This window comes from Pseudomonas edaphica (genome assembly GCF_965277385.1).
Taxonomy (GTDB): domain Bacteria; phylum Pseudomonadota; class Gammaproteobacteria; order Pseudomonadales; family Pseudomonadaceae; genus Aquipseudomonas; species Aquipseudomonas edaphica.
The window spans coordinates 4,029,458-4,056,204 of record NZ_OZ255725.1 but is presented as its reverse complement, the minus strand read 5'-3'; the positions used below and the strand labels follow the sequence as shown (position 1 = coordinate 4,056,204).

General features: G+C 61.1%; 25 protein-coding genes. 14 read left to right on the top strand and 11 right to left on the bottom strand.

Going from position 1 to position 26,747, the window contains the following annotated elements; genetic code table 11:
• Positions 1 to 36: 36 nt before the first annotated feature.
• A complete protein-coding gene (locus ACQY47_RS18440; RefSeq protein ID WP_428550822.1) occupies positions 37 to 2,415 on the bottom strand; it encodes a hybrid sensor histidine kinase/response regulator in 2,379 nt (792 codons plus the stop codon).
• Between the two features lie 276 nt (positions 2,416 to 2,691).
• Between ACQY47_RS18440 and ACQY47_RS18435 the strand changes: the two genes are divergently transcribed.
• From ACQY47_RS18435 to ACQY47_RS18420, 4 genes are all read left to right on the top strand, one after another.
• Positions 2,692 to 3,489, top strand: a complete 798-nt coding sequence (locus tag ACQY47_RS18435; protein ID WP_428550819.1) for a hydroxymethylpyrimidine/phosphomethylpyrimidine kinase — start codon at positions 2,692 to 2,694, stop codon at positions 3,487 to 3,489.
• Between the two features lie 20 nt (positions 3,490 to 3,509).
• Positions 3,510 to 4,133 (top strand): thiamine phosphate synthase, encoded by a 624-nt coding sequence (gene thiE / locus ACQY47_RS18430; RefSeq protein WP_017136070.1) that lies wholly within the window; start codon positions 3,510 to 3,512, stop codon positions 4,131 to 4,133.
• A 17-nt stretch (positions 4,134 to 4,150) separates the two neighbouring features.
• The gene (hemL, locus tag ACQY47_RS18425) at positions 4,151 to 5,434 is read left to right on the top strand and encodes a glutamate-1-semialdehyde 2,1-aminomutase (protein ID WP_428550815.1); all 1,284 of its coding nucleotides are present in this window, start codon (positions 4,151 to 4,153) and stop codon (positions 5,432 to 5,434) included.
• A 236-nt stretch (positions 5,435 to 5,670) separates the two neighbouring features.
• On the top strand, positions 5,671 to 6,225 hold the full coding sequence (locus ACQY47_RS18420; protein ID WP_017136068.1) for a tetratricopeptide repeat protein: 555 nt from the start codon (positions 5,671 to 5,673) through the stop codon (positions 6,223 to 6,225).
• Between the two features lie 110 nt (positions 6,226 to 6,335).
• Here ACQY47_RS18420 and ACQY47_RS18415 read toward each other — a convergent pair whose 3' ends face one another.
• Positions 6,336 to 6,662, bottom strand: a complete 327-nt coding sequence (locus ACQY47_RS18415) for a DUF1820 family protein (protein ID WP_003194436.1) — start codon at positions 6,660 to 6,662, stop codon at positions 6,336 to 6,338.
• 131 nt (positions 6,663 to 6,793) lie between these two features.
• Here ACQY47_RS18415 and miaB point away from each other — a divergent pair, with 131 nt between their 5' ends.
• From miaB to lnt, 5 genes are all read left to right on the top strand, one after another.
• Positions 6,794 to 8,122: a tRNA (N6-isopentenyl adenosine(37)-C2)-methylthiotransferase MiaB gene (miaB, locus tag ACQY47_RS18410; protein WP_099547593.1), complete on the top strand. Its 1,329-nt coding sequence runs from the start codon at positions 6,794 to 6,796 to the stop codon at positions 8,120 to 8,122.
• Between the two features lie 229 nt (positions 8,123 to 8,351).
• Entirely contained in the window at positions 8,352 to 9,356 is a 1,005-nt protein-coding gene (locus tag ACQY47_RS18405; RefSeq protein WP_017136065.1) for a PhoH family protein, read from the top strand.
• Positions 9,349 to 9,807, top strand: a complete 459-nt coding sequence (ybeY, locus tag ACQY47_RS18400) for an rRNA maturation RNase YbeY (protein ID WP_017136064.1) — start codon at positions 9,349 to 9,351, stop codon at positions 9,805 to 9,807. The genes ACQY47_RS18405 and ybeY overlap by 8 nt, the downstream gene beginning before the upstream one ends.
• 43 nt (positions 9,808 to 9,850) lie before the next feature.
• Entirely contained in the window at positions 9,851 to 10,690 is an 840-nt protein-coding gene (locus ACQY47_RS18395) for an HlyC/CorC family transporter (RefSeq protein ID WP_010206772.1), read from the top strand.
• 273 nt (positions 10,691 to 10,963) lie between these two features.
• On the top strand, positions 10,964 to 12,487 hold the full coding sequence (gene lnt, locus ACQY47_RS18390; protein WP_428557367.1) for an apolipoprotein N-acyltransferase: 1,524 nt from the start codon (positions 10,964 to 10,966) through the stop codon (positions 12,485 to 12,487).
• 128 nt (positions 12,488 to 12,615) lie between these two features.
• On the opposite strand, the gene ACQY47_RS18385 is transcribed toward lnt, so the two are convergent.
• Both ACQY47_RS18385 and ACQY47_RS18380 read right to left on the bottom strand, forming a co-directional pair.
• Positions 12,616 to 13,377, bottom strand: a complete 762-nt coding sequence (locus ACQY47_RS18385) for a YdcF family protein (protein ID WP_428550807.1) — start codon at positions 13,375 to 13,377, stop codon at positions 12,616 to 12,618.
• Between the two features lie 105 nt (positions 13,378 to 13,482).
• Positions 13,483 to 13,794 (bottom strand): hypothetical protein, encoded by a 312-nt coding sequence (locus ACQY47_RS18380; RefSeq protein ID WP_017136061.1) that lies wholly within the window; start codon positions 13,792 to 13,794, stop codon positions 13,483 to 13,485.
• Positions 13,795 to 14,056: 262 nt separating this feature from the next.
• Between ACQY47_RS18380 and leuS the strand changes: the two genes are divergently transcribed.
• From leuS to ACQY47_RS18355, 5 genes are all read left to right on the top strand, one after another.
• Positions 14,057 to 16,663 carry a leucine--tRNA ligase gene (gene leuS / locus ACQY47_RS18375; protein ID WP_428550804.1) on the top strand — a complete coding sequence of 869 codons (2,607 nt, stop codon included), beginning with the start codon at positions 14,057 to 14,059 and terminating at the stop codon, positions 16,661 to 16,663.
• An 88-nt stretch (positions 16,664 to 16,751) separates the two neighbouring features.
• Entirely contained in the window at positions 16,752 to 17,357 is a 606-nt protein-coding gene (gene lptE, locus ACQY47_RS18370) for an LPS assembly lipoprotein LptE (RefSeq protein ID WP_099547591.1), read from the top strand.
• Between the two features lie 39 nt (positions 17,358 to 17,396).
• Positions 17,397 to 18,434: a DNA polymerase III subunit delta gene (holA, locus tag ACQY47_RS18365; RefSeq protein ID WP_017136058.1), complete on the top strand. Its 1,038-nt coding sequence runs from the start codon at positions 17,397 to 17,399 to the stop codon at positions 18,432 to 18,434.
• Positions 18,435 to 18,663: 229 nt separating this feature from the next.
• Positions 18,664 to 18,828: an alternative ribosome rescue factor ArfA gene (gene arfA / locus ACQY47_RS18360; RefSeq protein WP_003176285.1), complete on the top strand. Its 165-nt coding sequence runs from the start codon at positions 18,664 to 18,666 to the stop codon at positions 18,826 to 18,828.
• Between the two features lie 61 nt (positions 18,829 to 18,889).
• Positions 18,890 to 20,215, top strand: coding sequence for a lytic murein transglycosylase (locus ACQY47_RS18355; protein WP_017136057.1), 1,326 nt, complete (start codon positions 18,890 to 18,892; stop codon positions 20,213 to 20,215).
• A 95-nt stretch (positions 20,216 to 20,310) separates the two neighbouring features.
• Here ACQY47_RS18355 and ACQY47_RS18350 read toward each other — a convergent pair whose 3' ends face one another.
• The 7 genes from ACQY47_RS18350 to mltB all read right to left on the bottom strand — a co-directional run bounded on the left by ACQY47_RS18350 (position 20,311) and on the right by mltB (position 26,747).
• Positions 20,311 to 21,243, bottom strand: coding sequence for a S66 peptidase family protein (locus ACQY47_RS18350; protein ID WP_428550797.1), 933 nt, complete (start codon positions 21,241 to 21,243; stop codon positions 20,311 to 20,313).
• Between the two features lie 119 nt (positions 21,244 to 21,362).
• Positions 21,363 to 22,364 (bottom strand): lipoyl synthase, encoded by a 1,002-nt coding sequence (lipA, locus tag ACQY47_RS18345; protein ID WP_057444888.1) that lies wholly within the window; start codon positions 22,362 to 22,364, stop codon positions 21,363 to 21,365.
• 26 nt (positions 22,365 to 22,390) lie between these two features.
• Positions 22,391 to 23,038 (bottom strand): lipoyl(octanoyl) transferase LipB, encoded by a 648-nt coding sequence (gene lipB, locus ACQY47_RS18340; protein WP_017136055.1) that lies wholly within the window; start codon positions 23,036 to 23,038, stop codon positions 22,391 to 22,393.
• A complete protein-coding gene (locus ACQY47_RS18335) occupies positions 23,038 to 23,319 on the bottom strand; it encodes a DUF493 domain-containing protein (protein WP_017136054.1) in 282 nt (93 codons plus the stop codon). Before ACQY47_RS18335 ends, lipB begins: the two co-directional genes overlap by 1 nt.
• Before the next feature lie 85 nt (positions 23,320 to 23,404).
• Entirely contained in the window at positions 23,405 to 24,562 is a 1,158-nt protein-coding gene (locus ACQY47_RS18330) for a D-alanyl-D-alanine carboxypeptidase family protein (protein ID WP_017136053.1), read from the bottom strand.
• Positions 24,563 to 24,735: 173 nt separating this feature from the next.
• Positions 24,736 to 25,737 carry a septal ring lytic transglycosylase RlpA family protein gene (locus ACQY47_RS18325; RefSeq protein WP_428550793.1) on the bottom strand — a complete coding sequence of 334 codons (1,002 nt, stop codon included), beginning with the start codon at positions 25,735 to 25,737 and terminating at the stop codon, positions 24,736 to 24,738.
• Positions 25,737 to 26,747, bottom strand: coding sequence for a lytic murein transglycosylase B (mltB, locus tag ACQY47_RS18320; RefSeq protein ID WP_177033941.1), 1,011 nt, complete (start codon positions 26,745 to 26,747; stop codon positions 25,737 to 25,739). Before mltB ends, ACQY47_RS18325 begins: the two co-directional genes overlap by 1 nt.

Sequence of the window (26,747 nt, the reverse complement as noted above, 5' to 3'; positions counted from 1 at the left end):
GCACCGTCATCGGGCTTAAAAAAGTGGCATACCCGCCTATTGTTCGGCGCTTTCGCCCTCTAACGGGCACAACAGGTGCCGCTCCAGCACCGTTTGCAACGCCTCGAAACGTACGGGTTTGCTGAGGCGTTCGGTGATGCCGACCCCATGGCAACGTTCGCGATCCGGGGCGTGCAGCGAGGTGCTCAGGGCAATCACCGGCAGCTCGCCGCAGCCGGGTAGCGCACGAATCTGACAGCACAACGAGAAGCCGCCCTCGGGTATATCCAGCAGCACCGCATCAAAGGTTTGGTCCTGAAAAAGCGCCAAGGCGGCCGGGCCGTTATCCACGGTTTTCACCCGATAACCCAGCTTGAGCAACATGCCGCGTACCGCCAATTGGCCGACACTGTTGTCGTCCACCAACAGCACCGTACATTCCTGGGGCGCTCGTTGCGCGTGGGGTTTGTGCGTTGCCGGCTTTGGCTCGGGCGGTACCGGGTTGACGCTCATGTCCAACTGGAAGCGGCTGCCCTTGCGGGGCTCGGAATGATGGGTCAGGCGCCCGCCGAGCAGTTCGATCAACTGCCGACAAATCGCCAGGCCGATGCCCAGGCCGCCGTATTCGCGCGTCATCGAACCGTCGACCTGGAAGAAGCGCTGATACAGCGTGGCCTCATCGAGGAAAGCGAAGCCGATGCCGCTGTCGGTCACAATGAAGCTCAGGCGCAGTTCGCCGTCACTGTGCGGCACACCCACCACGCGCAAGCGTACCGCACCTTCGTGGGTGAACTTGAAGGCATTGTCGAGCAGGCAATCCAGGCATTGGGTGAGTTTGCCGGCATCGCCAATCACCCGGTCCGGCAGTTCATCGGCCACGTCGATAGAAAACTCCAGGCCTTTGCTTTGCGCGCTGGCGGTGAATTGCTGGCGCAAGGTGTCGAGCGTGCCCCGCAGGCTGAAGACCTGGGGATGGGCGGTGAGGCGCCCGGCCTGCAATTCGGTAAGGGTGAGAATGCCGTTGACCATGCGCATCATGTCCCGCGCAGAACCGGCGGCGGTTTGCTGGTACTGGGCAAGGTCGTCATCCAGCGGCACGGTCTGCATCAGCTCCAACGAGCCGATCACGCCATTCATTGGGGTACGAAGTTCGTGGGTCAGCGTGGCGAGGAATTCATCTTTGAGGCGGTTACTGCGCGCCAATTGCTGGTTGAGCACTTCAAGCTTCTGGCTGGCGTCGAACAGGATCTGCGCCTGCTGCTCACGCATGCCGTTGATGCGGTCCGCCAGGGCCAGGGACAACAGCGCCACTTCGATGGCCGAGCCGAGCTGGCTGGCGTACATGGTGAGGAACATATTGGGCAGGTAGCCCAGCACCATCAGGGTGTTGACCACCCCGCCCAGCAGGAACGCCGACCAGGCGATGATGAAGTAACGCGCCATGCGCTGGCCGCAATACCAGGCCTTGATGGCGGCCACAAAGATGGTCACGGTAAACACCAGCGCCAAACCTGTGGCCAAACGCAGGGCCACGGCGTAGCTGGTCAGCAGCGCCAGCACCATGACCAACGCGCCAGCCGCTGCCAATGCCAGCAAAACCCGGTCAAGCCAGCGGCTGTGCTGCGCGGTGTGCAGGAAACTGCGCGCGAACAAGCTACCGAACAACGCCGCCGAACCGATCAGGAAAGGTACCGCCGCATTCGCCCACCACGGATTGTTCGGCCAGAAATATTCCACCGCCACGCCGTTGACCGAGAGCTGGTAGAGGCCGAACGAAGCAATATAGAGGATGTAAAAGAGGTAGCTGGTGTCGCGCACGCTCAAGTAGATGAACAGGTTGTAGACCAGCATCCCCAGTAACACGCCATAGATAGCCCCCAATACATACAGGCGCAGTGGCTGCTGCTCCAGGTAGGCGGTGGCAGACCATAGCGTCAGCGGTGCCTGGATCGAGCCTTGGCTTTGCAGGCGCAGGTACACGGTTTGCTGCTGGTCAGGCACGAAATTGAGCTTGAACAGGTAGTTGGCCTGGCGCACTTCACGGCTGGAAAACGCCAGGGTGCTGCCCGTGCGGGTAGTCAGGCGGTAATTGCCGGTGCTGTCGCGCTGGTACAGGTCCAGTTGGTTAAGCGGCGGGTACGCCAACTCCAGAAACCAGGTGCGCGGGGCGCGAGGATCAGTGGCGGTGTAATGCAGGTCGACCTTGAGCCAGAACACCGAGCGTGAATAGCCGGCGTTGAGGGTGGCTTTGTCATGGGGTTTGAACTGGGCGGCGAAGGCGGGAGTGCTGACATCGGCGATGGTGAGGGCGTCGGTTGGGTCTTCGAACACTTGCATGACGCGGCCCAGCGGCAGGCTTCGAGTATCCGGGTTGAACTCGATGGCGCTGGCGAGCATCGGCAGCCCGCACAATAAAAAGATCAGCAAATAGCGCATAGAGCCCCAGCGTGGCCTGTCCGGTTATGTCAAAAGTCCCCCATTCCTTTTGAGTAGACGTATACCGGCGATACATTAAGTTGTTTGGATCCACTCTAGCATAGCCGCTAGAGGCCATTGGACACCATTGAAATAATTTTTTGAAAGGCTCTAGAACGGGCATCTCAAGCGCTTTCTGAATAAAAAACCAGCCAAGCCAAACCATAAACATAAGCGGGAAATTCGCCTCTCGCCCAACAGCCACGCCAAAAGCGTTTGGTGGTAAGCTCGCGCACCATGAATATCTACAGCTCTCGCCCCGTTGTCCTCTGTCTCTCCGGCCACGACCCCAGTGGTGGCGCCGGCTTGCAGGCAGATATCGAAGCCCTGCTTGCACAAGGCTGTCATGCGGCCCCGGCCGTCACTGCCTTGACCGTGCAGAACACTGTCAATGTCAGCGATTTTCGCGTGCTCGACCGCGAGTGGGTACTGGCCCAGGCCAATGCCGTGCTGAGCGACTCCGAAGTGGCGGCGGTGAAGCTCGGCATGCTCGGTTCCACCGCGATGGTCGACACCGTGGTCGAACTGCTGCAGGCGCACCCGCACCTGCCGGTGGTCTGCGACCCGGTGCTGCGCGCCGGTGGCGGCGGCAGCCTGGGCAAGGACGAAGTCGGTTATGCCATGCGTGAGCGGCTGTTGCCACTGTCGCTGATCGCTACGCCGAACTTGCCGGAAGCGCGCATCCTCACCGAATTGCCCGAGGGCACGGCGGACGAATGCGCCGAGAAGCTACTGCCGTTTGTAAAGCATCTGCTGATCACCGGCGGCCACGGCGACGAGCATGAAGTGCACAACCGCCTGTACAGCCGCGACGGCACGCGCCAGACCTTTACCTGCCAGCGCCTGCCCGGCAGCTATCACGGCTCGGGTTGCACGCTGGCCAGCGCCTTGGCCGGCCGGATCGCCCAGGGCGAAGGCTTGGCCAGCGCGGTGCAATCGGCGCTCAACTACACTTGGCGCACCCTGCGTGACGCCGAACAACTCGGCCAGGGCCAGTTCGTGCCGCGCCGTCTGCCGCTGGATTTCTGCTCTTAACCGCACAAGAGGCCTGCTCGATGAAACTACGTGGCCTTTACGCCATTACCGACAGCCAACTGTTGGCCGGCAAATTCCTCGCCTACGTCGAAGCAGCACTGGACGGTGGCGTAACCCTGTTGCAGTACCGCGACAAAAGCAGCGACGAAGCCCGGCGCCTGCGTGAGGCCGAGAAACTGCGCGAGCTGTGCTCACGCTACAAGACCCAGTTGATCATCAACGATGACGCCGAATTGGCCGCGCGCCTGGGCGTCGGCGTACACCTGGGCCAAACCGACGGCCCACTGACCCCGGCCCGTGCACTGCTCGGCTCCAAAGCCATCATCGGCGCCACCTGCCACAGCCAGATCGAACTGGCCGAGCAGGCCGCCAAGGAAGGCGCGAGCTACGTCGCCTTCGGCCGCTTTTTCAATTCCAACACCAAGCCCGGCGCGCCGGCCGCCACGCTCGACATGCTGGCCCAGGCCCGCACGCGTCTGCAGTTGCCGATCTGCGTGATCGGTGGCGTCACCCTGGAGAACGCCGCCCCCCTGGTGGCCCACGGTGCCGACCTGCTCGCCGTGGTACACGGCCTGTTCGGTGCCGACAGCACCCAGGAAGTCACGCGCCGCGCCCGCGCCTTCAACGACCTTCTTAAAGTTTAAGTGTAGAGAGCCCGATCATGTCCCGTTCCGAAACCCTGTTTGCCAATGCCCAGAAACACATCCCCGGCGGTGTGAACTCCCCCGTGCGTGCGTTCAAGAGCGTCGGCGGTACACCGTTGTTCTTCAAGCACGCCGAAGGCGCCTACGTCACCGACGAAGATGACAAGCGCTACGTTGACTACGTAGGCTCCTGGGGGCCGATGATCCTCGGCCACAGCCACCCGGACGTGCTCGACGCGGTGCGTCAGCAGCTGCAACACGGCCTGTCCTATGGCGCGCCGACCGCCATGGAAACCGAGATGGCGGACCTGGTGTGCTCAATCGTGCCATCGATGGAAATGGTGCGCATGGTCAGCTCCGGCACCGAAGCCACCATGAGCGCAATCCGCCTGGCCCGTGGTTTCACCGGCCGCGACAGCATCATCAAGTTCGAAGGCTGCTACCACGGCCACTCCGACAGCCTGCTGGTAAAAGCCGGCTCCGGCCTGCTGACCCAAGGCGTGCCAAGCTCGGCGGGTGTGCCGGCCGCGTTTGCCAAACACACCCTGACCCTGCCGTTCAACGACATCGCTGCCGTTGAGCAGATGCTCAGCGAAGTCGGCCAGGACGTGGCGTGCATCATCGTCGAGCCGGTAGCCGGCAACATGAACTGCGTGCCACCGGCACCGGGTTTTCTGGAAGGTTTGCGCGAGCAGTGCGACAAGCACGGCGTGGTGCTGATTTTCGACGAAGTGATGACCGGCTTCCGCGTAGCCCTCGGCGGCGCCCAGGCTTACTACGGCGTCACGCCGGACCTGAGCACCTTCGGCAAGATCATCGGTGGCGGCATGCCCGTGGGCTGCTTCGGCGGCAAGCGCGAAATCATGCAGCACATCGCGCCGCTTGGCCCGGTGTATCAGGCGGGCACCTTGTCAGGTAACCCATTGGCCATGGCGGCCGGCCTGACCACCCTGCGCCTGATCAGCCGCCCGGGTTTCCACGCCGAGCTGACCGACTACACCACACGCCTGCTCGATGGCCTGCAACAGCGCGCCGATGCGGCGGGTATCCCGTTCGTGACCACACAAGCAGGTGGCATGTTCGGCCTGTACTTCAGCGGCGCCGACGACATTGTTACCTTTGATGACGTGATGGGCAGCGATGCCGACCTGTTCAAGCGCTTCTTCCACTTGATGCTCGAAGGCGGCGTTTACCTGGCACCGAGCGCTTTCGAAGCCGGGTTCACCTCAATCGCCCATGGCGAAGAGGAGTTGAAACTGACCCTGGATGCTGCCGAGCGCGCTTTCGCAGCGCTGAAGTAAGCCCTGATATAAGGGACACACACATCTGACGTTGCCCCTCGCAGCGTCAGATTTGCTACTTTGCCTACAGAGATTTCCTGCATTTTTCGAGAAATCACCTGCAATCCGGCAGATAACTTGCCTACGCAGCAGAAAAACGAGTAAAGACTTTGTAAGCAGGGGCCTGCTTATTTCATAATGCGCGCTTATTGGACCCCCGAGGGTCCGCGTGCCCCGTCAGAGGTAAGTCGATTCCCATGAAACGCACCGGCCGCACCCTGGTTCTGGGCTGCCTGTTGCTCCTTCAGCCGCTGCTGGCACATGCCCAGGCAGGCGGCAACTCGTTGTTAATCCCAGCGATGGGTCGTTGCACCCTCAATACCCAGCCAGACAGCCAGGCCGAAGCTCTGAGCGCGTGCCAGAAACAGGCCGACGGTGGGGATGCGCAGGCGCAATACGAGTTGGGCGAGTACTTCCACGACGACAAAAACCCGGCCCGCGACCTCAACAAAGCCCTGAGCTACTTCGAAAAGGCTTCGTTGCAGGGCCACGCCCAGGCGCAATTCCAACTGGGTAACATGTTCTTCAAAGGCGAAGGTGTGCCGGCCAATAACGTCCAGGCCTACATCGTGCTGAAAATGGCAGCGGTCAACGGTGCCGAAGACGCGCTGGACACGGCCGACGAAGTCGCCGAGCACATGCAGCGTGATGAACTGGAAGTGGCCACCCAGGTGCTGGGCCAGATTTTCCGCAATTACCTGCAGGAATTGCAGAGTGCCGACGGGCGTTCGCCCTTTTCGCCCCTGCCCTGATTTCAGCTAAGCCCCCCTACCGCTATCGCAGGCAAGCCAGCTCCCACAAGGAAATGCATTCCAAATGTGGGAGCTGGCTTGCCTGCGATAGCTTGACTCGGTCTAACGCCTTACTTCTCAGGCATCGGCATCGGAAACGGCATCACATTGCTGGTGCCACGCGCTTCGCTGATCTTCGGCGTGCCCAGGCGCTCGACTTCATCAATGCGCACAATCGAATGCATCGGCACAAAGCTGCGCACCACGCCTTCAAACTGCGCCTTGAGTTTTTCTTCGCCCGGGTCGACGACCAATTGGGTGCGCTCGCCAAAGACGAACTCTTCCACTTCCAGGAAGCCCCACAGATCACTTTGATAGATCTGCTTGGCGTACATTTCGAACACCTGGCCCTGGTTGAGGAAAATCACCTTGTAGATTGGAGCTTCACGTTTGGTCATGGTGGGCGAACAACACATCGGGGATATAAAAGAGGGCGCGAACTATAGCATGGCACCCGATGCACAGCGCTAGGAACCAATGGGCATGCCCCCTATAATGCGCGGTTCTTTACCACCAGTTGACGATTCCCATGGCCAAGAAGCTTTACATCGAAACCCACGGTTGCCAGATGAACGAGTACGACAGCTCGCGCATGGTCGATCTGCTGGGCGAACACCAGGCCCTGGAAGTCACCGCCCGCGCCGAAGATGCCGACGTAATCCTGCTCAATACCTGCTCGATCCGCGAGCGTGCCCAGGACCGTGTGTACTCCCAGCTGGGCCGCTGGCGTGAATTGAAACTGGCCAACCCGGAGATGGTGATCGCCGTCGGGGGCTGCGTGGCCAGCCAGGAAGGCGCCGCGATCCGCGACCGCGCCCCCTATGTCGACGTGGTTTTCGGCCCGCAAACCCTGCACCGCCTGCCGGAAATGATCGACGCCGCACGCATCACCAAGCTGCCGCAGGTGGACGTGTCGTTCCCCGAAATCGAAAAATTCGACCATTTGCCCGAACCGCGCATCGACGGGCCGAGTGCCTATGTGTCGGTCATGGAAGGCTGCAGCAAGTACTGCACCTTCTGCGTGGTGCCCTACACCCGTGGCGAAGAAGTCAGCCGGCCGTTTGACGACGTGCTGTCGGAAATCATCCACTTGGCCGAAAACGGCGTGCGCGAAGTGACCTTGCTGGGCCAGAACGTCAACGGCTATCGCGGCCAGACCCACGACGGGCGCCTGGCCGACCTCGCGGAGTTGATCCGCGTGGTGGCAGCGGTGGACGGCATCGAGCGTATTCGCTACACCACCTCGCACCCGCTGGAGTTCTCCGACAGCCTGATCCAGGCACACGCCGAGGTGCCGGAGCTGGTCAAGCACCTGCATTTGCCGGTGCAGTCGGGTTCGGACCGCATTCTGGCGGCCATGAAGCGCAACCACACCGCCCTGGAGTACAAATCCAAGCTGCGTAAATTGCGCGCCGCCGTGCCGGGCATCTGCATCAGTTCGGACTTCATCGTCGGCTTCCCTGGCGAGACCGAGAAAGATTTCGAGCAGACCATGAAGCTAATCGAAGACGTCGGCTTCGACTTCTCGTATTCGTTCGTCTACAGCCAGCGTCCAGGCACGCCGGCAGCGGACTTGGCGGATGACACGCCGGAATCGCTGAAAAAAGAGCGCTTGAACGCGCTGCAACATCGCCTGAACCAGCAAGGTTTCGAGATCAGCCGACAAATGGTCGGTTCGATCCAGCGCATCCTGGTCACCGACTACTCGAAAAAAGACCCGGGCGAATTGCAAGGGCGTACCGAGAACAACCGGATCGTCAACTTCCGCTGCGACAACCCGACTCTGATCGGCCAGTTTGCCGATGTGCACATCGATGCGGCGCAACCGCACTCGCTGCGTGGGTCGCTGATCAACTGATTGCTCTGACCTGATGAAGATCAAAATGTGGGAGCTGGCTTGCCTGCGATAGCGGTGGGCCAGTTAACACAATTGGCACTGATACACCGCAATCGCAGGCAAGCCAGCTCCCACAGTGGATCTTCATGGTTCTTGAGATTGAGCCAGCCTATATAAGTGCTTTCGCACGCCGAGCGCTGGCGTTATCCTCTCTTTCACCTAAACAGCCAAAGGGCGGCTAAAAGCAACCTTGAACGCACCCATAGCAGAACCCCATCGTTTTCTCCTCGAGCCGTTTGAGGCTCGCCGTTTCGCCAACCTGTGCGGACAGTTCGACGAGCACCTGCGCCTGATCGAACAACGCCTGAGCATCGAGATCCGCAACCGCGGCAATCAGTTCGAGCTTATTGGTGAACCCCAGCACACCACGTCTGCAGAAAACCTGCTGCGCCGCCTCTACCGCGAAACCAAGGGTAGTGAGCTGTCGCCGGAGACCGTGCACCTGTATCTGCAGGAATCCGCCGTGGAAGACTTGGCCAACAACCCGGTGGCCGAAGCCAGCGTGGCCCTGCGCACCAAAAAAGGCATGATTCGCCCACGCGGCTTGAATCAGCAGCGCTACGTCAAGGAAATCCTCGGTAACGATATCAACTTCGGCATCGGCCCCGCCGGTACCGGCAAGACCTACCTGGCCGTGGCCTGTGCGGTCGACGCCCTGGAGCGCGAGCAAGTGCGGCGCATCCTGCTGGTGCGTCCGGCGGTCGAGGCTGGCGAGAAGCTTGGCTTCCTGCCCGGCGACCTGGCCCAGAAGATCGACCCGTACCTGCGCCCGCTCTACGACGCGCTGTACGAGATGCTCGGCTTTGAATACGTGGCCAAGTTGATTGAGCGCCAGGTGATCGAGATCGCCCCGCTGGCCTACATGCGTGGTCGCACCTTGAACAACAGCTTCATCATCCTCGACGAAAGCCAGAACACCACGGTCGAACAGATGAAAATGTTCCTCACCCGTATCGGTTTCGGCTCCACCGCCGTGATCACCGGCGACGTCACCCAGGTCGACCTGCCCAAGGGCACCAAGTCCGGCCTGGCCCAGGTGATCGACGTGCTCAAGGACGTGCCAGGTATCAGCTTCACGCATTTCATGCCCAAAGACGTGGTTCGCCACCCGCTGGTGCAGCGCATTGTCGAGGCCTACGAGCGCTTTGAGCACCGCGATGACGCACCCGCCAAGGACGTGCGCCGCGATGCTTGAGCTAGACCTGCAGCTGGCCACCGACGCGCCCGCCCCCAGCGAAGCGCAGTTCCGTCAATGGTGCGCTTTGGCCCTGCGCCAGCGCACCGCCGACTCGGAACTGACCATCCGCCTGGTGGACGAGCCCGAAGGCCGTGAACTGAATCACACCTGGCGCCAAAAGGATTACGCGACCAACGTGCTGTCCTTTCCCGCCGACGTGCCGGATGAGTTACTGGATATCCCGTTACTGGGCGACCTGGTGATCTGCGTCGAAGTGGTGGAGCGCGAGGCGAAGGAACAAGGCAAGGAACTTGAGGCCCACTGGGCCCATCTAGTCATCCACGGCTGCTTGCATCTCTTGGGTTACGACCATATAGACGATGACGAAGCCTGCGAAATGGAAACACTGGAACAAACGTTGCTTGCTGAACTGGGTCACCCTGATCCGTATGCAGACGACGAAAACTGAAACTACACATAACTGACACAACAAAGGATTTAGAGTAATCGCTATGAGCGAAGACCGATCGAGCAACGGGCAGAAGTCATGGCTGGGTAAACTGACCCAGGCTTTTGCCCACGAGCCGAAAAACCGCCAGGAGCTGCTGGAGCTGCTGCGCGAGGCCCATCAGAACAAGTTGCTGGACAGCGAAGCGCTGGCCATCGTCGAAGGCGCCATCCAGGTGGCTGACCTGCAGGTTCGGGACATCATGGTCCCGCGTTCGCAGATGATCAGCATCAAGGCGACCCAGACCCCACGGGAATTCCTCCCGGCCGTGATCGACTCGGCGCACTCGCGCTACCCGGTGATCGGTGAAAGCCATGACGACGTCATGGGCGTCCTGCTGGCCAAGGACCTGCTGCCGCTGATCCTCAAGGAGAACGGCGACAGCTTCAACATCAAGGACCTGCTGCGCCCGGCCACCTTCGTGCCTGAATCCAAGCGCCTGAATGTGCTGCTGCGCGAGTTCCGCGCCAACCACAATCACATGGCCATTGTGATCGACGAATACGGCGGCGTGGCTGGTCTTGTGACCATCGAAGACGTGCTCGAGCAAATCGTCGGCGACATCGAAGACGAGCACGACGTCGAAGAAGACAGCTACATCAAGCCGCTGCCCAGCGGTGATTTCCTGATCAAGGCGCTCACGCCGATCGAGAACTTCAACGAGTTCTTCGACAGCGAATTCTCCGACGATGAATTCGACACCGTGGGCGGCTTGGTGATGAGTGCGTTCGGGCACCTGCCAAAACGTAACGAAACCACCGAGATTGGCGCTTATCGCTTTCGCATTCTGAATGCGGATAGCCGTCGTATCCACTTGATCCGCCTGACTCCGATTGCCCGCTAAGGAAGGGGTGGGGCATCAGCTATTTCCTGTGTCGCGTTGCCCCTGAGAGCGGGCCAGGCAAGGCGCAGGCCGCAGGGAATGGCGTTCCCTTTTCAAGGCCTGCAACGCAGCATGGCCCGCTCTCAGGGGCAACCCGAAGGGCCGGGCCTGCTGCGGCACAGGGCTGCGTTACTCGTCGTTCATTCGGAAAAACCAAACCACACTCCTCGCGCCTTGCCCTGTGCCGCAGCAGGCCCGGCGCGACACAGGAAATAGCTGATGACCCACCCCTACATGCGCCGTCTGATTGCACCCGGCTGGCCCGGTAACCTGCTGGCCGTGGTGGCCGGCGCCATCACTACTCTGGCGCTGGCGCCCTTCGATCTGTGGCCATTTGCGCTACTGGCCGTCGGGCTGTTCTATGTGGGGCTGCGCGAGCTGACGCCACGTCAGGCCCTGGGCCGTGGCTGGTGTTTCGGTTTTGGCCTGTTTGGCGCCGGCACCAGTTGGATCTACTACAGCATCCACCACTTCGGCGGCGCTTCGGTGTTGCTGGCTGGCTTTTTGATGCTGTTGTTTACCGCCGCGATTGCCTGGTTCTTCGCCCTGCCCGCTTGGCTGTGGGCACGCTGGCTGCGTCGCAATGAGGCGCCGCTGGCCGATGCGCTGACCTTTGCGGCGCTGTGGGTTGGCCAGGAAGCGTTTCGTGGTTGGTTCCTGACCGGTTTCCCTTGGTTGTACTCCGGTTACAGCCAACTCGATGGCCCGCTCACCGGCCTTGCGCCACTGGGCGGCATGTGGCTGATCTCCTTTGCCCTGGCGCTGACGGCTGCCGTGCTGTGCAACCTGCCGCGCCTGCTGGCAAGCAAGCGCAACGGCTTCATCGGCGCAGGCTTGGTGTTGTTGGTTGCACCCTGGGCCATCGGCCTGGCGCTCAAGCATCACGCCTGGACCTCGCCCTCGGGCGCCCCACTGACGGTGGCGGCGATCCAGGGCAATGTCGAACAGAGCATGAAATGGGACCCCGCGCAGATCGACGCGCAGTTGGCGCTGTACCGCGACATGAGTTTCAGCTCCAAGCCGGTAGACCTGCTGGTATGGCCGGAAACCGCGGTGCCGGTGCTCAAAGAGTCAGTCGAAGGCTACCTGGGCATGATGGGCAAGTTTGCCGCCGACCGGCACTCCGCGCTGATCACCGGCGTACCGATTCGCCAGGAAGTGCACCACCAGAAGCGCTACTTCAACGGCATCACGGTGGTGGGTGAAGGTGGTGGCACTTACCTCAAGCAAAAACTGGTGCCTTTTGGTGAATACGTGCCGTTGCAAGACATGCTGCGCGGGCTGATCGCCTTCTTCGATTTGCCAATGTCGGACTTCGCCCGCGGCCCGTCCGATCAGGCGATGCTGCAGGCCAAGGGCTATCAGATTGCGCCGTTCATTTGCTATGAAGTGGTGTACCCGGAATTCGCCGCAGGCCTGTCGGCCCAGAGCGATTTGCTGCTGACCATCAGCAACGACACCTGGTTCGGCCGCTCCATCGGCCCGCTGCAACACCTGCAAATGGCGCAGATGCGTGCATTGGAGGCTGGCCGTTGGATGATCCGCGCCACTAACAATGGGGTGACTGGTTTGATCAACCCATTTGGGCAGATTACCGCGCAGATCCCGCAGTTCGAGCGCGGGATTCTTTACGGCGAAGTGGTGCCGATGCATAACCTGACGCCGTACCTGCAATGGCGCTCGTGGCCGTTGATCATTGTGTGCCTGGGCTTGTTCGGCTGGGCGCTGCTGGCGGGCCGGATGTCTAAAACCGTCTAACGAACGGCATAAAACCAATGTGGGAGCTGGCTTGCCTGCGATAGCGGTCAGCCAGCTAAACACGGGCCAACTGACACAACGCCATCGCAGGCAAGCCAGCTCCCACATTGGATCGGCTGCGCTTGGACTTATCGGTAAAACACCCGATACCCCACCTGCCCCACCGCCTCATTGATCAACTGCCCGCTGCGCCACACTGACACAAACTCGGGCATCCAGCCGCCCAGCGGTCGCGCATTGTCTACGCCCAAAAAGCCCACCGGCCCTGGCACTACCGTAAAACCGGCCTTCTCGAAGCTCCATACCGCACGCGGCATATGCCAGGCCTGGGTCACCACCACCACGCGCCTGATGCCTTGCGGCAACAGGATTTCGGCGCTCATCTGCGCGTTTTCCCAGGTGGTGCGGCTGCGCTCTTCTTTCCAACGCACGGTGACGCCAAAGTCATCCTGCATCGACACCGCCATCAGCTCAGCCTCACTGGGTGGCGTGCCGTAGTGCAAGCCGCCGCTGGTCAGCACCGGCAAGCCGGAGGCCTTGGCCAGACGCGCAGCATAACGCTGGCGCTCAAGCCCAGTACCGGTGGGTTGATCGGAACCCCACGCGGGGTCACCGCGCTCACGCCCCGACCCCAGCACCACAATCGCGTCAGCGCGCTGGGCCAGCGTCGCCCATTCTTCACGGGCCAACGGCGGCTCGGTCTCCAGGGCATGCGCGCCCCATTGCACCATCACCGGCAGGCTGATCAACCACAGCCCCCCGAACCCCACGGCAAAGCAGCATCCGGCCAGGCGCGGGCGACTTTTACGCAACCACCAGGCAAGCGCCAGCAGCAGCAAAAAGAGGCCGGGCGGCAAGAGCAATTGTTTAATGAAATAACGAAAAGGCATCGGGCATCTCCAAAGATGCCCGAAGCCTAGATGCAACGGGGTTTAGCGACAATCTTTACCAACCTGTTTCGAGAACGACTCAAAGGATAACGCGGTGCTCCACGTTTACCGTGCGACCCGACGCTTATCGGGACCGCGACCAGCAGACACATCTTTCAGCCAGATCACCTTGGCCGAACGCAAAGGCTCTTGGGCGGGCGGGGCAGCCCGTTCCTGAGAGGCACGGTGGTGATTCAATTCCAGGTAGCACTTGATCAATTCAAGTTCAGCCTGGCTCAAGCCTCGCAACTCCAGCTCCAGAGGCCGCTCATCACGCAATCGGCCTGCGGTTCTTGCGGCATCCAATGCCCGACCCAAACGGTCGATCAGTCCTTCATACAATTGCGGTTTCATTAAAGTTCGCTGCGATTCAACCATCCCCTCACCTCATTGAAGATAAGACTCACTCCCCAATAAACAGCGTAGTCCCCATGGCTGCGCCTGCCTCGCGCCGCGACAGACGGCCCTCGCCGCGCAATCAGGGTTTCCCTCGATAGAGTGGGGTCATGTATGCTACGGCGCTTCCTGTAACTCCACTTCCCGCAGGGTTTGGGCACGGACGCGCCGCTTTTTGGTGTCGATCAACCTGAATGTTGTACCGAAGAGGATTAGGCCACCCCTATTCAGTTCAAAAGTAGCCATGCACGAACAATATCAGCCCCGTGAAATAGAAAATGCCGCCCAAACCTTCTGGGACGAGCAAAAGTCCTTTGAAGTCAGTGAACAGCCAGGCAAGGAGACTTACTACTGCCTATCGATGTTCCCTTACCCCAGCGGCAAGCTACACATGGGGCACGTGCGTAACTACACCATCGGCGACGTAATTTCCCGCTACCAGCGCATGCTCGGCAAAAACGTCCTGCAACCTATGGGTTGGGACGCCTTCGGCATGCCGGCGGAAAACGCCGCGATGAAAAACAACGTGGCGCCCGCCAAGTGGACCTACGAAAACATCGCCTACATGAAAACCCAGCTGCGCAGCCTGGGCCTGGCGGTGGACTGGTCCCGCGAAGTGACCACCTGCAAGCCCGATTACTACCGCTGGGAACAGTGGCTGTTCACGCGCCTGTTCGAAAAAGGCGTGATCTACCGTAAAAACGGCACCGTGAACTGGGACCCGATCGACCAGACCGTACTGGCCAACGAGCAGGTCATCGACGGTCGCGGCTGGCGTTCCGGCGCGGTGATCGAAAAGCGCCAGATCCCGATGTACTACTTCAAGATCACGGCCTACGCCGATGAACTCTTGTCGAGCCTCGATGACATGCCGGGCTGGCCTGAGCAGGTCAAAACCATGCAGCGTAACTGGATCGGCAAATCCAAAGGCATGGAAGTGCAGTTCCCGTACAACGTCGACTCGATCGGCGAAACGGGCGCACTCAAAGTCTTCACCACCCGCCCCGATACCCTGATGGGCGCGACTTACGTCGCCGTGGCCGCCGAGCACCCGCTGGCCACCCAGGCTGCACAGAACAACCCAGAGCTTTCGGCGTTCATCGCTGAATGCAAAGGCGGCAGCGTGGCCGAAGCCGACGTTGCCACCCAAGAGAAAAAAGGCCTGCCAACCGGCCTGTTCGTCGAGCACCCACTGACGGGCGAAAAACTGCCGGTGTGGGTCGCCAACTACGTGCTGATGCACTACGGCGATGGCGCAGTCATGGCTGTGCCGGCCCACGACGAGCGCGATTTCGAGTTCGCCACCAAGTACAGCCTGCCGATCAAGTCGGTCGTGCGTACCAGCTCGGGTGATACCAACCCGGCCCCGTGGCAAGACGCCTACGGCGAACACGGTACGCTGATCAACTCCGGTGAGTTCGATGGCCTGGACTTCCAGGGTGCCTTCGACGCCATCGAAGTTGCCTTGATCAAAAAGAACCTCGGTGCCTCGCGCACCCAGTTCCGCCTGCGCGACTGGGGCATCAGCCGCCAGCGCTACTGGGGCTGCCCGATCCCGATCATCCACTGCGAAACCTGCGGTGACGTGCCGGTGCCGGAAGACCAGTTGCCGGTGGTACTGCCCGAAGACGTGGTGCCGGATGGCGCCGGTTCGCCATTGGCGCGCATGCCTGAGTTCTACGCGTGCACGTGCCCTAAATGCGGCGCACCTGCCAAGCGTGAAACCGACACCATGGACACCTTCGTCGAGTCCTCGTGGTACTACGCCCGCTACGCCTCGCCACACTATGAAGGCGGCCTGGTAGAAAAATCCGCAGCCGACCACTGGTTGCCGGTGGATCAATACATCGGCGGCATCGAACACGCGATTCTTCACCTGCTCTACGCGCGCTTCTTCCACAAGCTGATGCGCGACGAAGGCCTGGTGAGCTCCGATGAGCCGTTCAAGAACCTGCTGACCCAAGGCATGGTGATCGCCGAGACTTACTATCGCCGCGAAGCCAACGGCGCCTACACCTGGTTCAACCCGGCGGACGTCGAGCTTGAGCGTGACAGCAAAGCCAAGGTCATCAGCGCCACGCTGAAATCCGACGGCCTGCCGGTGGAAATCGGTGGCACCGAGAAGATGGCCAAGTCCAAGAACAACGGCGTCGACCCACAGTCGATGATCGATCAGTTCGGCGCCGATACCTGCCGCCTGTTCATGATGTTCGCCTCGCCGCCCGACATGAGCGCCGAATGGTCCGACTCCGGCGTTGAAGGCTCGCACCGTTTCCTCAAGCGCGTCTGGCGCCTGGCGCACGCCCATGTCAGCCAGGGTTTACCGGGCAAACTGGACGTGGCGTCGTTGAGCGATGAGCAAAAAGCCATTCGCCGCAGCACCCACCTGGCCATCCGCCAGGCCAGCCAGGACGTGGGCCAGAACCACAAGTTCAACACCGCCATCGCTCAGGTGATGACACTGATGAACGTGCTGGAAAAAGCCCCGCAAGCCACCGAACAGGACCGCGCGCTGGTACAGGAAGGCCTGGAAGCTGTGGTGTTGCTGCTGGCGCCAATCACGCCGCACATCAGCCATGAACTGTGGAGCCGCCTGGGCCACAGCGACGCGGTCATCGATGCGCGCTGGCCGGTGCAGGATGACAGCGCGCTGGTACAGGACACATTGCAACTGGTTATCCAGGTTAACGGTAAACTGCGCGGCCAGATCGACATGCCTGCCAGCGCCAGCCGTGAAGACGTGGAAGCCGCAGCGCGCATCAACGAAAATGTGCTGCGCTTTACCGAAGGCCTGACGATCCGCAAAGTGATCGTAGTGCCGGGCAAACTGGTCAACATCGTCGCCAGCTAATCGGATCGGGCGCAGGGCTTGAGCCCTGCGCCGAACTAAACCTTTAAGGCCTCGATAAGGCCCACATGGTTTCAAGGGGAGCAACAAAATGATCAAACGCAATTTGCTGGTGATGGGCCTCGCTGTGCTGCTGAGCGCTTGCGGCTTCCAGCTGCGTGGCACCGCCACCAATGAACTGAGCATCAAGGAACTGGACGTCAGCGCACGCAACGCCTACGGCGAGACCGTGACCCAGCTGCGCCAGGCCCTGGAAAGCAGCGGTGTACGCGTCGGTTCCGGCGCGACTTACAAACTGAATCTGGTGGACGAGAAAGAAACCCAGCGCAACCTCAGCTACGCCAGTGCCGGCCGTGCGTCGGACATTGAGCTGAGCACCCTGGTCGTCTATGAACTGCAAGGCCGCGACCACCTGCCATTGATGGGTGACAAGGTTGAAGTGCAGAAAGTCGTGAGCCACGACGGTAACAACCTGGTGGGCTCGGACTCGGAGATCATCCAGGTTCGCAAGGAAATGCGTCGTGAGGTGATCCAGCGTCTGATGATTCGTCTGCAACAGCTGACGCCAGAGAAACTGGCCGCCTTGCAACTGACCGCCGACAACAAGGCCAAGGCTGACGCCGATGCCCTGAAAGCTGCGCAAGAATACGAAGACAACACGCCGAAACAATCGCCTGCCGAAGTCCCTGTCGAGTAAGCCAGACGGGGCGCCCCTGGCGCCCCGTTCGCCCCGCCTATGAAACTTGCCCCCGCCCAACTCGCCAAGCACCTGCAAGGTGGCCTTGCGCCTGTCTATATCGTCAGCGGTGATGACCCGCTGCTGTGCCAGGAAGCGGCCGACGCGATTCGCACCGCCGCACGCCAGCAAGGCTTCGATGAACGCCAGGTGTTCAGCGCCGACGCCAGTTTCGACTGGGGCACGCTGCTGCAAGCCGGTGCGAGCATGTCGTTGTTCGCCGAGAAACGCCTGCTGGAACTGCGCCTGCCTTCAGGCAAGCCAGGTGACAAGGGCGCGGCGGCGTTGATGGAATACTGCTCACGCCCCGCTGAGGACACGGTACTGCTGATCAGCTTGCCCAAGCTTGATGGCAGCGCGCAGAAAACCAAGTGGGGCAAGGCGCTGGTAGAAGGCCCGCAAACCCAGTTCATCCAGATCTGGCCAGTAGACAGCAACCAGTTGCCGCAATGGATACGTCAGCGCCTGTCGCAATCAGGGCTGTCGGCAACGCAAGATGCCGTCGAGCTCATCGCCGCCAGGGTCGAGGGCAACCTGCTTGCCGCCGCCCAGGAAATCGAAAAGCTCAAGCTGATGGCCGAAGACGGGCAGATCACCGTCGAAACCGTCCAGGGCGCGGTGGCTGATAGCGCGCGCTTTGATGTGTTCGGGTTGGTGGACGCGATTCTCAATGGCGAACCCGCCCACGCCCTGCGCATGCTCGAAGGCTTGCGCGGTGAAGGTGTGGAACCGCCGGTGATTCTGTGGGCGCTGGCTCGAGAGTTGCGAGTGCTGGCCAATATTGCCCTGCAATACAGCCAAGGCACGCCGCTGGACAAATGCTTCAGCCAGGCCAGGCCGCCGGTGTGGGACAAGCGCAAACCCCTGATGAGCAAAGCCCTGCAACGCCACTCGGCGCAACGCTGGGCGCAGCTGTTGTTGGAAGCGCAACGCATCGACGCGCAGATCAAAGGCCAGGCGGCAGGTTCGCCGTGGATGAGCCTGAGCCGTTTGTCACTGTTGATGTCTGGCCAACGCCTGACACTCCCCGCTGAATAACCCCACTGTTCCCTGTGGGAGCTGGCTTGCCTGCGATAGCGGTGTGTCAGCCACTATATTTTTGCTGATGGACCGCCATCGCAGGCAAGCCAGCTCCCACATTGGCCGTGCCCACTTGAATAGGTGAAACCACCTACACATCGCAGGGCTTTACAGCCGCGCCACTTCGGCAGATGATTTGCACCGCTTCACCCCACCTCAAGCCCCCCACCTCGAGAGAGTACCGACCATGAGCAAAAAGCCATCCAAGCATGGCCCCAACAAAGCCAAATCCATCATCGCCCAGCCACTGTTCCGCAGCCGTCAGGAACGCGCCGGCAAGGGCAAAGGCAGCTACCGCCGCGAAGCCTTCCAGTCTAATAGCTGGGAGGCTTCTTACTTTCTGGCTGCCTGAAGGCAAGCGCCCCTCCGGCATGATAAGGTCTGTACTTGATTTGTAATCCCTGGACCTGTGCATGCCCTCTAGCCTTTCCCGTCGTTGGCACCTTCGCCAATTGATTGCTGCCTCCAGCCTCATTCTGCTTGTCGCCTGCGCCGAGAAACCCACCGCCGCGGACGCGCAACCCCTGCCAAAGCTCCAGACCGTGCCTGCCGTCGCGCCTGCCGTGGTCCCCCCTTTGGCCGTGGACAATCTTGATATCCAGCCGACCCAGACCTTTGCCGAATGGCAGGCTGGCTTTCGTGCGCAAGCCCTGAGCGCGGGGATCACACCCGCCGTCTTCGATAACGCCTTTGCTGGCGTGACGCCCGACATGGCGGTGATTCGCGCCGATCGCAGCCAACCGGAATTTTCCCGCCCGGTGTGGGAATACCTCGACGGTGCCCTGTCGCCAGTACGCGTGCGTAATGGCCAAGCGTTGCTGATCAAATACGCCGATATCCTGCAGCGCATCGAAGAGCGTTATGGCGTTGATCGCCAGGCGCTGGTTTCGGTGTGGGGCATGGAAAGCAACTTTGGCCAGTTCCAGGGCAATAACTCGGTGATCCGTTCGCTCGCGACCCTGGCCTATGAAGGCCGCCGCCCGGCATTCGCCCAGGCGCAACTGCTGGCGGCGTTGCAGATCATCCAGCATGGCGATATCTCTGCCGACCAGATGAAAGGTTCGTGGGCCGGGGCCATGGGCCAGACCCAGTTCATCCCGACCACCTACAACACCCATGCCGTGGATTTCGATGGCGACGGTCGCCGCGATATCTGGAACAGCCCGGGCGACGCCCTGGCCTCCACTGCGCACTACCTGCAAAGCTCCGGCTGGCAACGCGGCCAGCCGTGGGGCTTTGAGGTGAAACAACTGCCGACGAACTTCGATTACGCCCTGGCCGACGGCGGCATACGCAAGACCGTTGGCGAGTGGATGAGACTCGGTATCCAGCTGCCACCTGGCGCGAGCATGCCACCGAACGTCGAGCACCTGTCAGCTGCCCTGCTGCTGCCGGCCGGCTACCGTGGCCCAGCGTTCCTGGTGCTGGATAACTTCCGCGCGATCCTCAAGTACAACAACTCGTCGTCCTACGCGCTGGCCGTAGGCCTGTTGTCGGAGCGGTTTGCTGGCGGCGGAGTGATTCGTGGCGATTGGCCCAAGGATGAACTGCCGCTGAGTCGCTCCCAGCGTATCGACCTGCAGACGGTGCTGAGTGCCAAGGGCTATGACGCGGGCAACCCGGACGGGATTATCGGCGCCAACACGCGCAAGGCGATCCGGGCGGCGCAGCAGTCGTTGGGTTGGCCGGCGGATGGGTTTCCGACAGTGAAGCTGCTGGAGTCGTTGCAGAGCCGTTAAATCGGCCTATGGCGACTGCCGCCATCGCAGGCAAGCCAGCTCCCACCTTTGGAATGCATTTTCCTGTGGGAGCTGGCTTGCCTGCGATAGCACTCTCAGGGCTTGAACACCACATCCTGCTCCAACACCAACTGCTGCTCCCCCGCATCCAACCGCACCAAGGCGCCCATCGGCAGCGTCAGGTTTGGATCGCAGTGCCCGCTGCGCCAGCCGGACAACACAGGAATGCACAGCGGCTCGAAGGTCTGCTTGAGCAGCCGCTCCAACGCCGCCTTATCCACCCCCGATACATCCCCGACCAACACGCCGGCCACCTGAGCCAGTTTGCCCGCCAGGCGCAAGTGCGTCAGCAGCCGGTCAATTCGGTAGAGTGGCTCGTTGACGTCTTCGATAAACAGAATGATGCCTTCGGCGTCGATCTCAAACGCCGTGCCCATTACCGCGGCAATCATCGACAGGTTGCCGCCGAGCAAACGCCCGCAGGCGACACCCGGCTCAATCGTGGTCAGTGGGTAAGCAACCGGGTGTGCCAGCGCGCTGCACTCGCTCAGTTGCCCACGCAACATGCTGAACAACGACGACTCTGTGGGCTGCTGCTTGTCACCGAGCAGATCGGCATTAAGCATCGGCCCGTGAAAGGTCACAAAACCCGCGTAGCGGTTGATGGCCAGGTGCAACGCGGTGATGTCGCTGTACCCCACAAATGGCTTGGGGTTGGCCCTAATCAGGTCAAAATCGAGCCGATCCAATAATCGCGGGCTGCCATAGCCGCCACGCAGGCAGAAGATGGCATCGATTTCGGGATCGGCAAACGCCGCATGCAAATCGCGCAGACGCACCTCGTCGCTGCCGGCCAGGTAGCCATCGCGCTCATACACACCGGGGAATATGCGCAGCTCATGGCCACGGGCGCGCATCCACTGGCCGGCTTTTTCAACATCCAGTGCGGCAGGGCCGGCGGGGGCAATCAGGCCAATTACGCCTTCGGTGCGCAGGGCAGGCACGGCAGCCGCGAGTTGAGTCGTCATCCATGGTTCTCCGTGGTTGGATACCCAGGCACTCTAGCCAGTGATGGTTGCAAACAGAAGGGAGAAAAGGAGGGAAACTCTGTAGGAGCAGTTCGGCTGCTCCTACAGAGGGGAAACGCTTACGAAACCAGGCTCGCCTTGACCAGCTTGGCTTGCTCATCGGCGTGGTACGAGGAACGTACCAGCGGGCCCGAAGCCACGTTCTTGAAGCCCATCTTGTAACCTTCCTCGGCGAACCAGGCGAAGGTGTCCGGGTGCACAAAACGCTGCACCGGCAAGTGGCTGCGCGACGGCTGCAGGTACTGGCCCAGGGTCAGCATGTCGATGTCGTGTTCGCGCATGCGCTTCATGACTTCGATGACTTCTTCGTCGGTCTCGCCCAGGCCCAGCATCAGCCCGGATTTGGTCGGGATGTGCGGCATCATCTGCTTGAATTTTTGCAGCAGGGTCAGCGACCACTGGTAGTCCGAACCTGGGCGCGCAGCTTTGTACAGACGTGGCACGGTTTCCAGGTTGTGGTTGAACACATCCGGTGGCTCGGCCGCGGTGATTTCCAGCGCGACGTCCATGCGGCCACGGTAGTCCGGCACCAGGGTTTCGAGCATCACGTTCGGCGACAGCTTGCGGATCTCGCGGATGCAGTCGGCAAAGTGCTGGGCACCGCCGTCACGCAGGTCGTCGCGGTCTACGGAAGTGATGACCACGTATTTGAGTTTCAGGTCGGCAATGGCAATGGCCAGGCTTTCCGGCTCGTTGACGTCCAATGGCTTCGGCCGGCCGTGGCCAACGTCGCAGAACGGGCAACGACGGGTGCAGATGTCACCCATGATCATGAAGGTGGCGGTGCCGCCGGAGAAGCATTCGCCCAGGTTCGGGCAGGAAGCTTCTTCGCACACGCTGTGCAGTTTGTGTTTGCGCAGCAGGGCCTTGATACGGTCGACTTCCGGCGAAACCGGGATGCGCACGCGGATCCAGTCAGGCTTCTTCGGCAGTTCGGTGGTCGGGATGATTTTCACCGGGATGCGTGCAACCTTCTCGGCGCCGCGCAGCTTGACGCCGGCTTCGACCTTGGCACGCGGGGCCGGGGCCGGACGCTCGGTGATGTCCAGCGTCGGGATCATGGTTTGCACTGCATCAGTAGTCATAATCAGTCGATTCCGCCCGTAAGGGTCGTCTGCTCAGCATAGTCGAGGTGTTTGACGAGCTGCGCACGCAGCCGGGCACTTACCTCGGCAAATTTAATCGGTGTGGCGTGGTCGCTCAGTTGAGTCATCGCCAGCCCGGCGTAACCGCACGGGTTGATGCGCCGAAACGGCGCCAGGTCCATGTCCACATTCAGGGCCAGGCCATGAAAGGAACAACCGTGGCGAATGCGCAAACCGAGGGAGGCGATTTTCGCGCCGTCCACGTATACACCGGGTGCATCCGGCTTGGCCGCGGCAGTCACGCCGTAACTGGCCAACAGCTCGATCAGGCAAGCCTCCATGCGGCTTACCAGGTCACGCACGCCAAAACCCAGCTTGCGCACGTCCAGCAGCAAATAGGCCACCAGCTGACCAGGGCCATGGTAAGTCACTTGGCCACCTCGGTCGACCTGCACCACCGGAATATCACCCGGCAGCAGCAGATGCTCAGCCTTGCCGGCCTGGCCCTGGGTAAAGACCGGCGGGTGTTCCACCAGCCAGATTTCATCCGGAGCCGAGGTGCCGCGCTCATTGGTGAAGCGCTGCATGGCATGCCAGACCGGCTCGTAGGCCATCTGGCCGAGCTCGCGAAAGCCCAAAACCTGTGACATCACAACACCATGTGCACGAAGCCGGTGGCCCGCAGTTCACTGTTGATGTCGTAGAGCTGGTCTTGACCGGTTGCCACGATGTGCAACTGGATCGTGGTGTACTTACCGTTGGAGCTCAAACGCTCGTCAACCCGGTTGTCGTTGATCGTCGCGTGTTTACGCACGATCTCGAGAATCTTGTCTTTGTTGCCTACACCGGTATCGCTGATCACCTTGACGGGATAGTCCACGTTGGGGAATTCGATCTTTGGCGCCTTTACTTCTACTTCTTTATCGGTCATGGCAGAACAGCCTCGTAAGCGCTAAGCCGTGGCGACGGGCAAAGCCCCGCGCTGGATCAACGCGGGGCTATGCAGGTGCGCACAATCAGTTGAACAAGCCGTAGAAGAATAGACGGATGCTATCCCACACGCGGCGGAAGATACCACCTTCGTCAACGGCGTCCAGTGCGATCAGGTCGGCGCTATGCACCACCTTGTCATCGAGCTTCACTTCGACTTTACCGATCACGTCACCCTTGGCGATTGGAGCGACCAATTGCGGGTTCATGGTCATGCTGGCCGCGAGCTTTTTCAGCTGGCCTTTAGGCATGGTCAGGGTCAGGTCATCGGCCAGGCCGGCCTTGACTTGGTGGGTCGCGCCTTTCCATACCGGGGCTTGGGCCAGCTCGGCACCCTTCTGGTAGAAGGTCTGGGTTTCGAAGAAGCGGAAGCCGTAAGTCAGCAGTTTTTGCGTCTCGGCCGCACGGGCCTGCTCGCTGTTGGTGCCGAATACCACGGCGATCAGGCGCTGGCCGTCACGTACGGCGGACGACACCATGCAGTAGCCGGCTTCGTCGGTGTGGCCGGTTTTCAGACCGTCGACGGTCTTGTCACGCCACAGCAGCAGGTTACGGTTAGGCTGCTTGATGTTGTTCCAGAAGAATTCCTTCTGGGAGTAGATCGCGTAGTGCACCGGGTCGACACGGATGATCGCGCGAGCCAGCACGGCCATGTCGTGAGCCGACGAGTAGTGCTCCGGGTTCGGCAGGCCGGTCGGGTTCATGAAGTGGCTGTTGGTCATGCCCAGGTCGCCGGCGGTCTTGTTCATCAAGTCGGCGAACGCGTCTTCGCTGCCGGCGATGTGCTCGGACAGGGCCACGCTGGCGTCGTTACCGGACTGGATGATGATGCCGTGCAGCAGGTCGCTGACGGTAACCTGCGAACCGACCTTGATGAACATCCGCGAACCGCCGGTGCGCCATGCGTTTTCGCTGACGGTAACCGGGTCATTCTCGCCGATCTGGCCGCGACGGATTTCCAGGGTCGCGATGTAGGCTGTCATCAGCTTGGTCAGGCTGGCCGGGGGCAGGCGCTGGTCACCGTTGTTCTCGACCAGCACGTTGCCGCTGGCGGCATCCATGAGGACCCAGGCCTTGGCGGCCAATTGCGGGGAAGCTGGCACCATTTCAACCGCCCAGGCGGCCGGGGTGATGATCAGCGAAAGAAGCAGGCACGTGCGTTTGGCTAAGGTGGTGATGTTCATCCGTCTCTCGAAATTGCTTATGGAAACTTGCCCTCGCGGGCAAAACTATTCAGACAGCCCGCTGCCAGACTGTCGCGTGTTCGGTTGCCCGCTCACCCCTTGCCCCTGGGTTTTTATTGTTCAACGAGCCAACAACCTGGGTTCAGGCGAACCTGAACCATCAATCCTTTTACTTATTCAGCCGTGACGACGCTGGGTTGCCCCAGGTTGGCCAGGCGCACACTGTTCTGCACGTGCGCCACTTCACTTGGCGAACCAATCGGGCCCATGCGCACACGGTGCAGAGTTTGCTGGTTACGCACGATGGAGCTGATAAACACGGGCGCGCTGACCATACCGCTGAGCTTGGACCTTAACAGTTCTGCCGCATCCGGGTTGGCGAAAGCGCCGACCTGCAGGTACTGGCCGCCGACTGTAGATGCGCCTGGCGCTGCATGCGGCACCACGACCGTATCGGGTGCGTGCTGCGCCGGTGGCGGTGTCCACTGCTCGATCTTGCCCGCCGAGGCGGTCACTTGCGGTTGCGGGGTTTGCGGCTCGTTGAGCATCAATGGCGCCGGTTTGCCACGCTGAGCCCAATACTGCGCCGGGTCGATACCTTCGACTTTCACACGCGCGGTGCCAGTTTCGGCATAACCGAGTTTCTTCGCGGCGGCGTAGGACAAGTCGATGATCCGGTCCGAATAGAACGGCCCACGGTCGTTGACCCGCAGGATCACCGTACGGTTGTTGTCCAGGTTGGTCACGCGTACGTAGCTGGGCAGCGGCAAGGTCTTGTGGGCCGCGCTCATGCCGTACAGGTCATACACTTCGCCGTTGGCGGTGTTCTGGCCATGGAATTTGGTGCCGTACCAGGACGCCGTGCCCGTTTGCGAGTAGGTCCTGGATTCCTGCAGCGGGAAGTAATTCTTGCCCAGCACGGTATACGGGTTGGCTTTATAAGGCCCGGTGTGCAGGGTCGGCGTGGCATCCGGGATCTTTGATACGTCGACATCCCACCACGGCGCGCCGTCTTTGTGCGCGCGGTTGATGTCCAGGCCCGGCTGGGCGCGAACGACAGCGCCGCCCTTCGGCGCCGGAGCACGGCTGGTGGTGGAGGAGCAACTGACAACCAGCAAGGACAACGCGGCGAACGCCACCAGCTTGAGCGGTTTTTGGAACGGCGATACCCGCATTACTTGTTGCCCCGTGCTTGGACCAGCATGTCTGACAGCTGATGCACGGCCATGGCGTACATCACACTGCGGTTATAACGCGTGATTGCGTAAAAATTCTTCAGGCCCATCCAGTATTCCGGGCCGTTTGCGCCTTCGAGACGGAACGCCGTCACCGGCATATCATCGCGTGGCGCATTCTGACTCGACCAGCCCAGCGCTCGCAACTCCCCGACGGTCTTGACCGGCTCAATACCTTGGGTCAAACCTTCGTCGACGCGCTCGCCGGTGACATCGGCGCGGATCACCACCGGTTCGCCGGCCACCCAGCCATGGCGCTTGAAGTAGCTGGCCACGCTGCCGATGGCATCGTCCGGGTTGCTCCAGATATTGATGTGGCCGTCGCCGTCGAAATCCACCGCATACGCCCGGAAACTGCTCGGCATGAACTGCGGCAGGCCCATCGCACCAGCGTAGGAGCCCTTGAGGGTCAACGGGTCGACCTGTTCTTCACGGGCCAGCAGCAGGAACTCACGCAGCTCCTTGCGGAAAAACTCGGCACGTGGCGGGTAATCGAAGCCCAGGGTCGACAAGGCGTCGATCACCCGGTAACTGCCGGTGTTGCGCCCGTAGAAGGTTTCGATGCCGATGATGGCGACGATCACCTGGGCCGGCACGCCGTATTCCTGCTCGGCGCGGGCCAGCACCGCTTCGTGCTGGCGCCAGAAGTCCACGCCCCGCGCCACACGGGCGTCGGTGAGGAACATCGGGCGGTAGTCTTTCCACTGTTTGACGCGCTCGGCGGGACGCGAGATCGCGTCGAGGATCGCCTGCTTGCGCTGGGCTTCACGGAACACGCCCATCAGTTGTTCACCGGCAAAACCGTAGTCGCGGGTCATTTCACCGACAAATTCGGCGACCTGGGGTGAACCATCGTAGTCACCGGCCTGCACCTCTTGCGTCGCGCCCAGCAGCCCAATCAGGCCCATCCAGGACGCGTGCCGAGTCGCCCAGCCGCGCATTACTTGCAT

What these genes read in the sequence shown, in the direction of transcription:
- mltB (WP_177033941.1), bottom strand. Translation starts at nt 26,747, where the DNA reads ATGCAAGTAATGCGCGGCTGGGCGACTCGGCACGCGTCCTGGATGGGC.
- ACQY47_RS18435 (WP_428550819.1), top strand. Translation starts at nt 2,692, where the DNA reads ATGAATATCTACAGCTCTCGCCCCGTTGTCCTCTGTCTCTCCGGCCAC.
- ACQY47_RS18385 (WP_428550807.1), bottom strand. Translation starts at nt 13,377, where the DNA reads ATGCCTTTTCGTTATTTCATTAAACAATTGCTCTTGCCGCCCGGCCTC.
- ACQY47_RS18335 (WP_017136054.1), bottom strand. Translation starts at nt 23,319, where the DNA reads ATGACCGATAAAGAAGTAGAAGTAAAGGCGCCAAAGATCGAATTCCCC.
- ybeY (WP_017136064.1), top strand. Translation starts at nt 9,349, where the DNA reads ATGCTTGAGCTAGACCTGCAGCTGGCCACCGACGCGCCCGCCCCCAGC.
- ACQY47_RS18380 (WP_017136061.1), bottom strand. Translation starts at nt 13,794, where the DNA reads ATGGTTGAATCGCAGCGAACTTTAATGAAACCGCAATTGTATGAAGGA.
- ACQY47_RS18325 (WP_428550793.1), bottom strand. Translation starts at nt 25,737, where the DNA reads ATGCGGGTATCGCCGTTCCAAAAACCGCTCAAGCTGGTGGCGTTCGCC.
- ACQY47_RS18420 (WP_017136068.1), top strand. Translation starts at nt 5,671, where the DNA reads ATGAAACGCACCGGCCGCACCCTGGTTCTGGGCTGCCTGTTGCTCCTT.
- ACQY47_RS18440 (WP_428550822.1), bottom strand. Translation starts at nt 2,415, where the DNA reads ATGCGCTATTTGCTGATCTTTTTATTGTGCGGGCTGCCGATGCTCGCC.
- lnt (WP_428557367.1), top strand. Translation starts at nt 10,964, where the DNA reads ATGCGCCGTCTGATTGCACCCGGCTGGCCCGGTAACCTGCTGGCCGTG.
- ACQY47_RS18415 (WP_003194436.1), bottom strand. Translation starts at nt 6,662, where the DNA reads ATGACCAAACGTGAAGCTCCAATCTACAAGGTGATTTTCCTCAACCAG.
- lipB (WP_017136055.1), bottom strand. Translation starts at nt 23,038, where the DNA reads ATGTCACAGGTTTTGGGCTTTCGCGAGCTCGGCCAGATGGCCTACGAG.
- miaB (WP_099547593.1), top strand. Translation starts at nt 6,794, where the DNA reads ATGGCCAAGAAGCTTTACATCGAAACCCACGGTTGCCAGATGAACGAG.
- holA (WP_017136058.1), top strand. Translation starts at nt 17,397, where the DNA reads ATGAAACTTGCCCCCGCCCAACTCGCCAAGCACCTGCAAGGTGGCCTT.
- ACQY47_RS18355 (WP_017136057.1), top strand. Translation starts at nt 18,890, where the DNA reads ATGCCCTCTAGCCTTTCCCGTCGTTGGCACCTTCGCCAATTGATTGCT.
- lipA (WP_057444888.1), bottom strand. Translation starts at nt 22,364, where the DNA reads ATGATCCCGACGCTGGACATCACCGAGCGTCCGGCCCCGGCCCCGCGT.
- ACQY47_RS18350 (WP_428550797.1), bottom strand. Translation starts at nt 21,243, where the DNA reads ATGACGACTCAACTCGCGGCTGCCGTGCCTGCCCTGCGCACCGAAGGC.
- hemL (WP_428550815.1), top strand. Translation starts at nt 4,151, where the DNA reads ATGTCCCGTTCCGAAACCCTGTTTGCCAATGCCCAGAAACACATCCCC.
- arfA (WP_003176285.1), top strand. Translation starts at nt 18,664, where the DNA reads ATGAGCAAAAAGCCATCCAAGCATGGCCCCAACAAAGCCAAATCCATC.
- ACQY47_RS18395 (WP_010206772.1), top strand. Translation starts at nt 9,851, where the DNA reads ATGAGCGAAGACCGATCGAGCAACGGGCAGAAGTCATGGCTGGGTAAA.
- ACQY47_RS18330 (WP_017136053.1), bottom strand. Translation starts at nt 24,562, where the DNA reads ATGAACATCACCACCTTAGCCAAACGCACGTGCCTGCTTCTTTCGCTG.
- lptE (WP_099547591.1), top strand. Translation starts at nt 16,752, where the DNA reads ATGATCAAACGCAATTTGCTGGTGATGGGCCTCGCTGTGCTGCTGAGC.
- thiE (WP_017136070.1), top strand. Translation starts at nt 3,510, where the DNA reads ATGAAACTACGTGGCCTTTACGCCATTACCGACAGCCAACTGTTGGCC.
- leuS (WP_428550804.1), top strand. Translation starts at nt 14,057, where the DNA reads ATGCACGAACAATATCAGCCCCGTGAAATAGAAAATGCCGCCCAAACC.